The organism is Phycisphaerales bacterium, from assembly GCA_035627955.1.
GTDB lineage: Bacteria > Planctomycetota > Phycisphaerae > Phycisphaerales > UBA1924 > JAEYTB01.
On the sequence record DASPKU010000022.1, the window covers coordinates 58,016 to 70,079 of the forward strand.

General features: G+C 67.5%; 13 protein-coding genes. 5 read left to right on the forward strand and 8 right to left on the reverse strand.

The window, feature by feature from the left end; all coding sequences use genetic code 11:
- Positions 1-3 precede the first annotated feature (3 nt).
- From VD997_17790 to VD997_17810, 5 genes are all read right to left on the reverse strand, one after another.
- Positions 4-426 (reverse strand): ester cyclase, encoded by a 423-nt coding sequence (locus VD997_17790; protein ID HYE63847.1) that lies wholly within the window; start codon positions 424-426, stop codon positions 4-6.
- Positions 427-556: 130 nt separating this feature from the next.
- The gene (locus VD997_17795; GenBank protein ID HYE63848.1) at positions 557-1,558 is read right to left on the reverse strand and encodes an SRPBCC family protein; all 1,002 of its coding nucleotides are present in this window, start codon (positions 1,556-1,558) and stop codon (positions 557-559) included.
- A 275-nt stretch (positions 1,559-1,833) separates the two neighbouring features.
- The gene (locus tag VD997_17800; protein HYE63849.1) at positions 1,834-2,298 is read right to left on the reverse strand and encodes a DUF1579 domain-containing protein; all 465 of its coding nucleotides are present in this window, start codon (positions 2,296-2,298) and stop codon (positions 1,834-1,836) included.
- Positions 2,299-2,354: 56 nt separating this feature from the next.
- On the reverse strand, positions 2,355-2,804 hold the full coding sequence (locus VD997_17805) for an SRPBCC domain-containing protein (GenBank protein HYE63850.1): 450 nt from the start codon (positions 2,802-2,804) through the stop codon (positions 2,355-2,357).
- Positions 2,801-3,142: a metalloregulator ArsR/SmtB family transcription factor gene (locus VD997_17810; protein ID HYE63851.1), complete on the reverse strand. Its 342-nt coding sequence runs from the start codon at positions 3,140-3,142 to the stop codon at positions 2,801-2,803. The genes VD997_17805 and VD997_17810 overlap by 4 nt, the downstream gene beginning before the upstream one ends.
- A gap of 205 nt (positions 3,143-3,347) precedes the next feature.
- Here VD997_17810 and VD997_17815 point away from each other — a divergent pair, with 205 nt between their 5' ends.
- Genes VD997_17815 through ndk form a run of 3 tightly spaced genes read left to right on the forward strand, consistent with a single transcriptional unit; the run spans position 3,348 to position 7,777 of the window.
- On the forward strand, positions 3,348-4,721 hold the full coding sequence (locus VD997_17815) for a trehalose-6-phosphate synthase (GenBank protein ID HYE63852.1): 1,374 nt from the start codon (positions 3,348-3,350) through the stop codon (positions 4,719-4,721).
- On the forward strand, positions 4,718-7,264 hold the full coding sequence (otsB, locus tag VD997_17820) for a trehalose-phosphatase (GenBank protein ID HYE63853.1): 2,547 nt from the start codon (positions 4,718-4,720) through the stop codon (positions 7,262-7,264). Before VD997_17815 ends, otsB begins: the two co-directional genes overlap by 4 nt.
- 42 nt (positions 7,265-7,306) lie before the next feature.
- Entirely contained in the window at positions 7,307-7,777 is a 471-nt protein-coding gene (gene ndk, locus VD997_17825) for a nucleoside-diphosphate kinase (protein ID HYE63854.1), read from the forward strand.
- Positions 7,778-7,905: 128 nt separating this feature from the next.
- Here ndk and VD997_17830 read toward each other — a convergent pair whose 3' ends face one another.
- From VD997_17830 to VD997_17840, 3 genes are all read right to left on the reverse strand, one after another.
- A complete protein-coding gene (locus VD997_17830) occupies positions 7,906-8,712 on the reverse strand; it encodes a polyphosphate kinase 2 family protein (protein ID HYE63855.1) in 807 nt (268 codons plus the stop codon).
- A 67-nt stretch (positions 8,713-8,779) separates the two neighbouring features.
- Positions 8,780-9,433, reverse strand: a complete 654-nt coding sequence (locus VD997_17835; GenBank protein ID HYE63856.1) for a hypothetical protein — start codon at positions 9,431-9,433, stop codon at positions 8,780-8,782.
- A gap of 171 nt (positions 9,434-9,604) precedes the next feature.
- Positions 9,605-10,921, reverse strand: a complete 1,317-nt coding sequence (locus tag VD997_17840) for a hypothetical protein (protein HYE63857.1) — start codon at positions 10,919-10,921, stop codon at positions 9,605-9,607.
- Positions 10,922-11,090: 169 nt separating this feature from the next.
- On the opposite strand from VD997_17840, the gene VD997_17845 reads away from it, so the two are divergent.
- Together VD997_17845 and VD997_17850 are read left to right on the forward strand one after the other, a co-directional pair.
- Positions 11,091-11,600, forward strand: coding sequence for a hypothetical protein (locus VD997_17845; protein HYE63858.1), 510 nt, complete (start codon positions 11,091-11,093; stop codon positions 11,598-11,600).
- The coding region (locus tag VD997_17850; GenBank protein HYE63859.1) for a hypothetical protein at positions 11,600-12,064 on the forward strand (465 nt) is incomplete at its 3' end. The genes VD997_17845 and VD997_17850, both read left to right, overlap by 1 nt.

Genomic DNA, 12,064 nt, shown 5'->3' on the forward strand with positions numbered 1-12,064 from the left:
GGTTCAGTCCTGCGGCAACTGCTGAAGAATCGCGGCCATGTCCAGCCACACCTGCTCGCGCCCGATCTGCCCGTCACCGGTGAACTCCACCACGTGCAGTAGCCGGAAACGCAGCGGCCGGTTCCGCCCCTCCAGCCCGAACGGCCGGCCCGGCGCCCGCCCCTCCCACATCGACTCGTCAATCAGGAAGTTGTCGCCGTACAGCCGCTTGATCATCGTCGTGCGGCTCTCCGCGAGGTCCTTGAACATCTGCTTGTAGAAGGGCCGAGCCGCGTCGCGCCCTACGGTGGGCCCCGTCGGGTAGCCCACGATGTCGTGCACCGCATCAGGCGCGAGCGTGGCGACCACGCCGTCCACGTCATCCGTAGCCTCAAACCCGAAGTGCTCGTCGATCTTGCGGTCCATCTGCGCGGGCGTCAGCGGCATGGCTCATCTCCTGGTGCGTCTTTTCCGTTCGTGCGACGAACGTCGCTTCGTGAGACAGTAGTCTCACAGCGGGCAAAGGCAAGCCCGCGGGACCCTCATCCCGCGGGCGTGTTCTGAACTGCGATTGCGCCTACCGCCGCCCCAGCCGCCCCACATACCCCGCCAGCTGTTCGAACGTCCCGCCCCAGCCGCCGCTCATTGACGCGTGCCCATCCTCGAACGCTCTCCGCTCCGCCGCCGTGGCGTTCGTCGGCGTCCACGTGACCGTCACCACCGTGCCCCCGCCGATCCCCGCGTGCGGCTTGAACGTGACCTCCGACAGCCACTCCAGCGGCCACGTCTCATCGAAGAACGCCCGCACCGGCTCGCCCCGCTCATCCGCGAACGACACCAGGAACAGCAGCCGCTCCGGCGGCGTGATCTCGCGGAACACCCACCGCCCGAAGTGCGCCGACCCGTCCGCCATCCCCATGCGGTACACCATCCGCCCGCCCGGCCGCAGCTCCATCTCGCTCACCGTCAGCCGCGTCCCCTTGGGCCCGAACCACTGCTCCAGGTGCTCGCGCTCGGTCCACAACTGGTACACGAGCTCCACCGGCGCCTGGATCACGCGCGTGATGACGAACGGCCTGCCCTCGCCCTCCACGCCCGCACCACGCCTCCGCATCGCCGCGGCCTCCGCCAGCCGCCCCAGCGTCTGCTTGCCGCCTTCCAGGGCCCCGTACTTCGCGATCACCGCTTCCTTCACCGCCGCCGACGAGAACGTCATCCGCAGCGTCACCAGCGTGTTCTGGTCCGCGGCACCGGCGGGCTCGAAGGTGGCCGTGGTCTGGAAGTCGATGGGTTCGCCGCCGGGCGTGCCGCCGTGCTTGTAGGTGAGTCGCTCGGGCCGCGTCACCTCGAGGTACGTGATCAGGTTGTCGTAGTCGCGCCCATCCGGCCCGTGCATCGTGAACCGCCACGACCCGCCCGCCCGCACGTTCATCGAGCTTGTTGTCGTCGTGAACCCCTGCGGACCCCACCACGCCCCGATCTCCTCCGGGCTCGTCCACAAGTCAAACACCAGCTCGCGCGGCGCCTCGATCAGCTTCGTCAGAACAATCTCCCGGTCAGCAGTTGCAGAGGTCGACATCTCAGCACTTCCTTGGCACACGCGCGCACATCACCCACGCGCCACAGACGGGCGCACGTTCTCGAATGAAGACATCCACCACGGAGGAACGCGGAGGAAGCGGAGTCACGCGGAGTCTGAGGTAGAATCAAGAGGAGCGTGGGCCAGGGTGCAAACGAGCGCGCCCAACCAAAGCCTTCCTCCGCGAAACTCCGCCCCCTCCGCGCCCCTCCGCGGTAGAGACTTCCTCTTCGCGCCTTCGCGCTTCCTTCGCGATCTTCGCGTTCAACCGGCTCTTACTTCAGTCGCCGGTAGTGCGCCTGCATGAACTGGTTCCAGTTCCCATCATCCCCCAGCATGAACGACGTGAGCGTGCGGTAGTCGTCATTCACGAACTCGATCACGTCCCGGTACTGCGCCAGCGCCCCCGGCTTGTCGAACCGCGGCCCCTCGGCGCTCAGCGTCAGCCGGTTGCCCTCCAGCTTCCCGTCGTACACCCACAGGTTGCTCATCATCGAGCCGATCCACGTCCCCACGAACTTGTCGCGCAGCGTGTCGTAGCCCAAAGACATGATCATGGTGTGCGAGGCCCCGCCTGGCATCTCGCCCTTGCCCTCACCGATGTACCACAGCCCGCCGATGGACCGGAACGACTCGGTCCCGCGGCTCTTCTTGCCCGGCTCACACTCCATCTCCGATTCCCAGTCGCCCAGGAGTTTGTTCAGCCACTGATGGTTCTTGTTGGGGGTCTCGGGTTGCATTGCCTTGCTCCTTTTGTGCCTTCTCTCGACGGTGAATGACTCTGACTAGGAACGGTTCAGAGCCGCCGCTCCGCCCGCTCGCGGATCTTCTCGAGCTCGTACTCCCACCCCTCCGAGACGCCCGTGCGGTGCTCCTCGGTGATGGTGCCGAAGGCCCGGTGGCACAGCGTCAGCAGCGTACCCGCCCCGTCCTCCTTGAGTCGATACTGGATGTGCGAAACCGCCGCGTACGACATGAACATCGGCCCGTGCAGCTCCAGCAGCGCCGGCGGCTTGATCACCTGCACGTGCGCCCAGTGGTGCCCGGTGTTGTTGCCCAGGTCCCGGTACCACCGCCCGCCCGGCCACGCCTCCAGCTTCATCGGGAACGGCTGCCCGCCCGGCATCTCGCTCGCCGGCCCCAGCGTGTCCAGCAGCGCCTGCCACGAATCCTGCACGGGGGCCTTGATCCGCACCTCGCGCTGGATGTGCAGGGTCGAAACGGCGTCTTCGATCGCGGTCGTCATTGGCTGTTCTCCGGTTTGTTGTTCGCCACCGCCCGCTGCTTCGCGAGCGCCTCGGCGCGCTCCTTCAGGCGGTCCAGCTGGTGGTCCCAGAATCGCTCGAAAGTCTTCGTCCAGTCGTGCACGGCCTTCAGCTCCCTCGCGTTCACGCTGTAGATCCGCTCGCGTCCGCGACGCGTCACCGCCACTAGCCCGACCTGTCGCAGCACCGCGAGGTGCTTGGACACCGCCGGTTGCGGCATGCGAAGCGAAGCCACGATGTCGTTCACCGGCCGCTCGCCCCGGCGGGCGAGCAGCTCCACGATCTCGCGCCGCGTGGGCTCGGCGATCGCGGAGAACACATCAGAGGTTGTAGAGGCCCGAGGCACGCCTCAATATATTCCGCAATGGGAATATGTCAAGGCCCCCGCCGACGGACTCGACATCGCCCTGAACGCGCGCTCACATACGACGCAACCTGTGCCCGCAGGATGAACGTGCGCTCACGCCGGTTCTCGATACTGGCCCGTGCACGGGGCACAATGATCGGGTCCCGCGGAGGTGTCAGTGGCGCGAACCAGCAAGATGGTGGTTGTGGCGAACCGGCTGCCGATCAGCCGCGGGAAGAACGGACAGTGGGTCTCCAGCTCCGGCGGCCTGGTCACCGCCCTCGTCCCCATCCTCCAGAAACGCGGCGGCGCCTGGATCGGCTGGACCGGCGACGCTGGCCGCGCCGGCCGCCTGCCCAGTGTGGATGGCGTGGCCATGCGCTCCGTCGGCCTGAGCGAAATGGAGATCGACACCTACTACAACGGTTTCAGCAACCGCACCCTGTGGCCGCTCTATCACGATGCCATCCGCGAGCCCGAGTTCAACCACGCCTGGTGGCCTCAGTACGAGGCGGTGAATGAGCGTTTCGCCCGCGCCGCCGCGGCCGCCGCGGGCCCGGGCGACACCGTGTGGGTCCACGACTACCACCTCCAGCTCGTGCCCGAGATGGTCCGCGCCCTCCGACCCGACGTAAAGATCGGGCTCTTCCTCCACATCCCCTTCCCGCCCGAGGAGCTGTTCAGCTGGCTCCCCTGGCGCGAGCGCATCCTTAAGGGCATGCTCGGCGCCGACCTCGTGGGCTTCCAGACCTACTCCGACGCCCAGAACTTCTCGCGCTCCGCCCGTCGCTACACCGAGGCCGACGGAACCGACACCGAGCTGCGCCTCGAGGGCCGCACCATCCGCGTCAACTCGTTCCCGATCTCCATCGACTTCGACTGGTTCGAGCAGCAGGCCCAGCGCCCGGAGATGCAGCAGCAGGCCGACCTCGTCCGCCAGCGCCTGGGCCGCAAGCGCAAGGTGCTCCTGAGCGTCGACCGCCTGGACTACACCAAGGGCATCGACTCGCGCCTGTGCGCCTTCGAAGTCATGCTCCAGCGCGGCAAATTCTCCGTGCAGGACTGCGTGCTGGTGCAGATCGCCGCGCCCAGCCGCGAGCCGGTATTCGAGTACGCGGAGATGCGCACCAAGATCGAGCAGCTGGTGGGCCGCATCAACGGCGAGTACAGCGAGCCGGGGCGCGTGGCCGTGCACTACTTCCGTCGCGGCTTCACCCGCGAGGCCCTCGTGCCGTACTACCTCGCGGCCGACGTGATGATCGTCACCCCGCTGCGCGACGGGATGAACCTGGTGTGCAAGGAGTACATCGCTACCCGCACCCAGCACGACGGCATGCTCGTGCTCAGCGAGTTCGCCGGCGCCGCCCGCCAGCTGCGCCGCTCGCTTCTGGTGAACCCGCGCGACACCGAAGGGATGGCGACGGTGATGGAGCGTGCCATGTCGCTGCCGACCATGGAAGCCCGCCAGCGCATGTCGATCCTGCGGACCATGGTGAGGCGGCACGATGTTCACGAATGGGCCAGCCAGTACCTGGAGGCGTTGCAGGCATGATCCCGCTGGACGATCGGCTGCGGACCCTGGCAAGCACGCCCATCCTGCTGGTGGCGTGCGACTTCGACGGCACCCTCGCGCCGATCGTGGATCACCCCGAGAAGGCACAGCCCGACGAGGAGTCGCTGCTCGCCACCACCGCGCTGGCCAACATGCCGCACACCTACGGCGCGGTGATCTCCGGGCGCGCCCTCAGCGACCTCACCAAAATGGTGCAGGGCGCCAACAAGATGTGGCTCGTCGGCAGCCACGGCACCGAGTTTGACCGCAACTTCGCGGCGTCCCTTCCCCAGACCATCGTCGATCTCCGCGCCCGCGTCCGGGGCGAGCTCGTCCGCGCCGCCGCGGGTATCGACGGCATGTGGATCGAGGACAAGCCCGTGAGCGTCGCGCTGCACTACCGCAACGCCGACGAGCGGGCCGCGCGACCCGTGCTCGAGCAGCTGATGGCCGGGCCCGCGAAGTGGGACGGCGTGATCGTGCGACCGGGTCTCAAGGTGCTGGAGTTCAGCGTCGCGCCCGGGGACAAGGGTCGGGCCCTCGCCGCGATCCGCCACCGCGTGGGCGCCACCGCCATCGTCTTCATCGGCGACGATGCCACCGACGAGGACGCCTTCGGGACGCTGGGCCCCACCGACCTGGGCATCAAGATCGGGCCCGGGCCCACCCGCGCCGAGTACCGCATCGGAAGCGTTGACGAGGTCCCCCACCTGCTCGCCCGTCTGATGCTCCTGCGCAACGACTGGCTCCAGGGGCGCGACCTTGTTCCCATCGAGCACCACTCGCTGGTCTCGGACCAGCGGACCGCCGCGATGGTTGACCCGCGCGGACGCGTCGTGTGGTTGTGCCTGCCGCGGATCGACTCGGCCTCGATGTTCGCGGAGATGCTTGGCGGCCCCTCGCGCGGGTTCTACGAGGTCCGCTCGCTGAACGCCAAGACGCCTCCGCGCCAGAAGTACCTCAACGACAGCTTCGTGCTTCAGACGCAGTGGTCCGACATGTCTGTGACCGACTACCTCGACTGCGCGGGCGGGCGGCCCTTCCAGCGCGCGGGCCGCTCGGACCTGCTGCGGGTGATCGAGCGGGCGCCGGGGATCGAGGGCTCCGTGCGAGCGCTCGTGCGCTTCGCGCCGCGCCTGGACTTCGGGCGCGTTGCGACCAACCTGATCATCAGCCCCGACGGCCTCGAGGTCGAGGGCTCGCACGACCCCATGGTGCTCTACGCGCCGGGCATCAAGTGGAAGCTGGTGCAGGACGGTCTGCACCAGACCGCCGAGGCCGAGATCGAGTTGGGCGAGGAGCCGGTAGTGCTCGAGCTGCGCTACGGCAGCGCGACCATGCGCAAGGCGGTGATCGCCGAGCCCGAGCGCCGGCGGCAGACCGATCGATTCTGGAGCGGCTGGGCATCGACGCTGGAGCAGTGCCCGGTCAAGCCCGAGCTTGTCCGGCGCAGCGCGCTCATCCTGAAAGCTCTGGTGCACGGGCCCACCGGCGCGATCTGCGCCGCGGCCACCACCAGCTTGCCCGAGCAGCTGGGCGGCGTGCGCAACTGGGATTACCGCTACTGCTGGCCGCGGGACGCTTCGCTCTCGGCCGCGGCGCTGGTGCGGCTGGGCAACACGGGCACGGCGATGAAGCTGATCGACTGGCTGATCGAGGTCGTGTTCGCCGCTGAGTCGCCCGACCGCCTGCGGCCCATCTACGAGGTGAGCGGACGCGAGCTGCCGCCGGAAGCGGAGATCGGCGAGCTGGGCGGGTACGGCGCGAGCCGGCCCGTGCGCATCGGCAACGGCGCGGCGTCGCAGGTGCAGCTGGACGTGTTCGGGCCGATTGTCGATCTGGTGGCGCTGCTGGCGGAGCGCGGCGCGCCCATCACGCCCGAGAGCTGGCGGCTGGTCGAGGCCATGGTGCAGGCGGTGGGGGCGCGGTGGATGGAGCCCGACCACGGCATTTGGGAAATCCGTGGCCCGCGCCGGCACCACGTGTACTCCAAGATCATGTGCTGGCACGCGGTGAATCGTGCGCTCACCGTCGCTGAGCATGTCGTCGGCAAGCCGCGCCCGGCTTGGGAGCGGCTGCGCGATGTGATCGCGAACGACGTGTGGGAGAAGGGCTTCGACCGGAATCTCGGCATCTTCCCCGGCGTGTACGGCGGGCACGAGCTGGACGCGGCGGTGCTGACGATGGGAATGTGCAACATGATCCCGCCGCGAGACCCGCGGTTCATCGCGACGGTGGAGGCGACGGAGAAGAGCCTGCGGGGCGGGCCGACGGTGTTCCGCTACAAGGAGGACGACGGCCTGCCGGGCATCGAGGGCGGGCTGCACATCTGCACCTTCTGGCTGGTGGAGGCGCTCACCCTGATCGGCGAGCGCCGGCGGGCGGAGGCGCTGTTCGAGCAGGCGTGCGCGCTGGTGGGGCCGACGGGGATGCTGACGGAGGAGTGGGAGCCGGAGCTGAACATCGCCCTGGGGAACACGCCGCAGGCGTACTCGCACCTGGCGCTGATCAACGCGGCGGTGCGGCTGGCGACGGCGGATTAGCCGACGCCTACGCTTGGGCCCAAACCACAGAGGAGCTTTGACATGGAAACCACCCTGATCATTCTGAAGCCCGATGCCGTGCAGCGGGGGCTCATGGGCCGGATCATCAGCCGCTTCGAGGAGAAGGGGCTGGCGATCGTGGGCTGCAAGCTGATGCAGATCAGCCAGCAGCTCGCGGCGACGCACTATGAGGCGCACAAGGAGCGGCCGTTCTACAAGGGGCTGGTCGGGTTCATGACCAGCAGCCCGGTGCTGGTGATGGCGGTGCGCGGGAACGGGGCGATTACGATCGCGCGCAACATGATGGGCGCGACGTTCGGCAGCAAGGCCGCGCCCGGGACGATCCGCGGCGACTTCGGCGTGTCGAACTCGTTCAACCTGATCCATGGTTCGGACAGCCCCGAGGCGGCGGAGCGCGAGCTGAAGCTGTTCTTCAAGGACGGCGAGGTGCTGAGCTTCGAGCGCGCGGGCGACAAGTGGATCTACGACATGAGCGGCGGGAAGCCGGAGTAAGACAACAAGACCGAACACAGAGCGCACAGAGTTCGACAGAGGGCACGGAGGAGGACTTTTGAGAGTCTTCCTCAGTGCCCTCTGTTTTTTCTCGGTCCACTCTGTGTTCCGCTTCGGTTTGTCGGAGGTCACTCGATCTTGAGTTGGCTGAGGTCGGCGTGGGGCTTGGGGGGTTTGAGGTCAAGGCTTTCGAGGAGCTCGACGAGCAGGCTGGAGACGGCGAGGTTGCGGAACCACTTCTTGTTGGCGGGGATGACGTACCAGGGCGCGACGTCGGTGCTGCAGCGCTCGAGCACGGCCTCGTAGGCTCGCTGGTATTCGTCCCAGTGCTTGCGCTCGTGGATGTCGCCGGCTTCGAACTTCCAGTTCTTGACAGGGTCGGCGAGGCGGGCTTCAAGACGCTCTTTCTGCTCATCCTTGCTGATGTGGAGGAAGCACTTGAGGATGCGCGTGCCGCTCTCGTGCAGGAGTTTCTCGAAGTCGTTGATGTGGTCGTAACGGAGCTCCCACTGGTCCTGCGGGACGAGGTTGTGCACGCGGACGACGAGGACGTCCTCGTAGTGGGAGCGGTTGAAGACTCCGATCTCGCCGCGCCGGGGGCAGGCGGCGTGGACGCGCCAGAGGAAGTCGTGCTCGAGCTCGGCTTCGGTCGGGCGGCGGAAGTTGACGACGCGGCAGTCGCGCGGGTTGATGCCGGTCATCACGTTGCGGATGGTGCCGTCCTTGCCCGAGGTGTCCATGCCCTGGAGCACGACGAGGATCGCGTAGCGGTTGTCGGCCCAGAGGAGCTCGGAGAGCTTGGAAAGGCGTTCGACGTTTCGGGTGTGCAGCGGCTCGGCGGAGGACTTGGTGAGGCCGTGGGTGTTGGAGGGGTCGATGTCGGCGAGGCGGGGCGAAGAGCCCGGGGCGACGGCGAGGGATTGGAGGAACTTCATGCGTTGAAGGTACAACGCGCCCGGCGGTGTGGGGCCGGGTTCGGTGTGCCTGCGCGTTTGGGGGCGACTAGGGCGCGGGGAGGCCTGCGGCTGCCAGGAGGTGGGCGGGGGTGGGCTTGCGCTTGGTGCGAGCGAGGTACAGGTCCTGGTTGTAGAAGGGTGGGGAGAGTGGGATTGAGATCGGGTTCGCAGCGGGGAAGGCAGATAGGTCGGCTAGGTCGGCGAGGTCTGCTTGGGGTGGCAGGGTTGAGGGGGCGGGCGTGTGGACGGGTGCGGGTGGGCGGTCGAAGGACGGCGCTGGTCCGCGGTGAGGCGGCGTTGACGAACGAACGTCGCGCGCCAACCACTCCCCGGCCCCCCTACGGGGGAGGGAGTCGGAGCGCGCGGCGGGGCCGCCACGGAGGATCGCGGTGGCGCCGCGGAGGATGGCGGTGAGGATGCGGCGTTTTTCGATGGGGTTGTCGGTGGTGGCCGCGAGTTTTTCGAGGTCGTCGAGGTTGCGGGTGAGGCGGGAGAGCTCGCGGTGCTCGCGGGCGATGGTGGCGAAGTGGTTGTGGGCTTCGAGCCAGGCGTGGACGGCTTCGGAGTGGGCCCACTTTGTGAGTTCATCGAGTGGTGTGCGCGTGCGGGCGGCGACGGCGGGGAGGTCGGCGTTGAGCTCCAGGAGCGCGGTCAGCAGGTGCCGCTGCGGGAGGTCTGGGAGTGGGGACGGCGCGACCATGATGGGGGGAGAATACGGTATTTGGTCGGGGTGTCAAGAGGTGTGTTCGGAATTTGCACGGCTATGTATGTAAGTGGTTGGGGTGGGAAGGAATAGGAGGCATAGGAAGTCAGAGGAGGTCATAGGAACGGGAGGGCAGGTGGTGCAAAGGTGGGCGTAAGAAGCGAGTTGTCAGCAAGCGCCGCCGCCGAGGACGCGGAAGAACGATTCGATGTCCTGGTCGGTGCCGATGTCGCCGTCGCCGTTGATGTCGCTGTTGGTGGGGCAAGTGGCGCAGCAGTGGCCGCCGAGGCAGGCGAAGAAGTCCTCGATGTCCTGGTCGGTGTTGGCTTCGCCGTCGTTGTTGAAGTCGCCAGCGAAGCCGAGGTTGTAGATGGCGACGGTGGGGCGGGGGTTGGCCCCCATGCCGTAGCAGGCGATGGCGAGATTGCCGTTCTGGAGTTGCGTCAGCTTCTCGGCGTAGTAGGGCATGCCTGCGAGTCCGGACCACTGGTTGGTCGCGGCGTCGTAGCGGGCCGCGCCCCACGCGGTTTGGGTATCGAACCAGCCGGAGGCGATGAGGTCGCCGTCGGGAAGGATGAAGGCGTCGGTGACCGAGCCGGAGAGCGGCGTCACACCAAGGCCATCGCCGACCGGTGTCCAGGCGTTGGTGGCGAAGGAGTAGCGGGCGACTCGGCGTGCAGGGGCGCCATCAGCCATGGTGAAGTCACCGAGCGCGAGAACATCGCCATTGGGCAGAAGCTTGAGGGTCTGTACCGTGTCGTTGAACCCGGTACCCATGGAGTGCCAGGCGCCCGTCGAGGTCTCGAATCGGGCCACGTAACGGGATGTGGCGGTGCCGATCCGCGAACCGCCGCCGGCGAGGACGAGGTCACCGTTGGGGAGCTCGAGGACGGACATGATCGGGGAGGCGGTGGCTGTCGTGGGGATGACCGTCCACTGATTCGTCTCCGGCGTAAGGCGGACCGCAGAGCCGCGGGAGCCGTCAGGTCCGGCGAAGGTGGCATAACCGCCGAAGATCATGTCACCGTTTGCGGTTCGCGTGATGCAGAACATGGCCCAGGCGCTGAGTACGGTCGGCATGCCGGCGAGGGGTGCCCAGGCATCCGTCTGCGAGTCGTAAAGCGCGACGAAGCTGCGCGGGGCGTCCATTCCGATTCCCATCCGCATCGTTTCGCCCGCGGCATAGAGCCGGCCCTGGGCGTCGGTCTCGAGCGCGAGGATGCGTCCGTCGGGCGTGTTGGGGTACGCGAATCCCATGCTGGACCATGTGCCTGATGCGGCGGAATAGCGGTGGATCAGTTGGTGGCTGCCGTCGCCCCCGATGACGATGTCGCCATTGGTGAGCTGCTTGACCGTGAGGACGTCTCTCAGGGCCTGGAAAGACCAGGTCATCTGGAGCGGCGCTTCGAAGTGGCCAGGGCAGGATTGGGCCAGAGCCGGGGTGGCGGTGAGCGCGACCGCGAGGGCGTGGTGCAGGTGCCGCATGGTGAACCTCCTCGGTGATTCGACGCGGTTGGTACCGGGAGGGGTGGTGGGGGGGTGCAGGCTGGTGGACGGGGCCACCGAGATGATGACATTTCGGTGGCACGGCGGGTGGTAGGCTGCGGGCGTGTGCCTAAAGGAATCGGTATCAGGAGTGGTCAGGGGCGGCGTGATGCTGTGGCATCGGTGGTGCTCGCCGTTGTTGCTGGGAGTGGTGGTGGTGTGGTTCGCGACGGGGTGGGTGGGGTGCGCGGTGCAGACGGCGGGGACGCGGGTGGAGGTGTCGAGCGGGCGGGTGCTGGTGGCGCACGCTCGCGAGCGGCCGCTGGAGCGTGGACCGGGCGGTTTCTTCCGACTTGGTGAGGTGCGGCGGGGTGTGGATGTGTTCGCGGAGCATCGCGACCCTGATGCGCTGCTGGATCAGCGGTACAGGCATCCTCGGCGTCAGCGCTGGGAGTGGCTGGTGTACGACGACTCGCGCCATGACCTCTTCAGCGTCTGGAGAGATCGGAGCTGGAGTTTGTCGCTGTGGCCGGTTGGGGCGTTGCTGTTTCTATGGAACGCGTGTGTGGTGTCGTACCGGCTGGGGGCGCGGCGTGGGCACCGGTGCCAGAAGTGCGGGTATGACCGGCGGGGGTTGGCGCGGGGGGCGGCGTGTCCGGAGTGTGGGAGGGCCGAGTGATGCTGTGGCATCGGTGGTGCTCGCCGTTGTTGCTGAGCGTTGTGGCGGTGTGGTTCGCGACGGGGTGGGTGGGGTGCGCGGTGCAGACGGCGGGGACGCGGGTGGAGGTGTCGAGCGGGCGGGTGCGGATCGCGTGGAATGTCGTTCCGCTTGATGGCGATGACGTCGGGGTCTATTGGCTCGGGCGCGTGCTGACGGAAGAGGATCAGGAGCGGCGCTTCATCGATCTGATCCGCATATCTGGGCCGTTGCCCGAGAGGCCGTTTGTGCCGAGCTCGAAGCGGGAGAGGGATGCTCGGTGGGACTGGCGCGTGCTCGACCGTGAAAGGGCGGGTGCGCCCTTCTCGATGGGGATGATGCTCGCGCCGCAGAGGCGTCGAGATTGGAACTATGCGATCTGGCCGTGCGGCGTGGGGCTGGTGTTGTGGAAGATGTGCATCGTGTCGTACCGGCTGGGGGCGCGG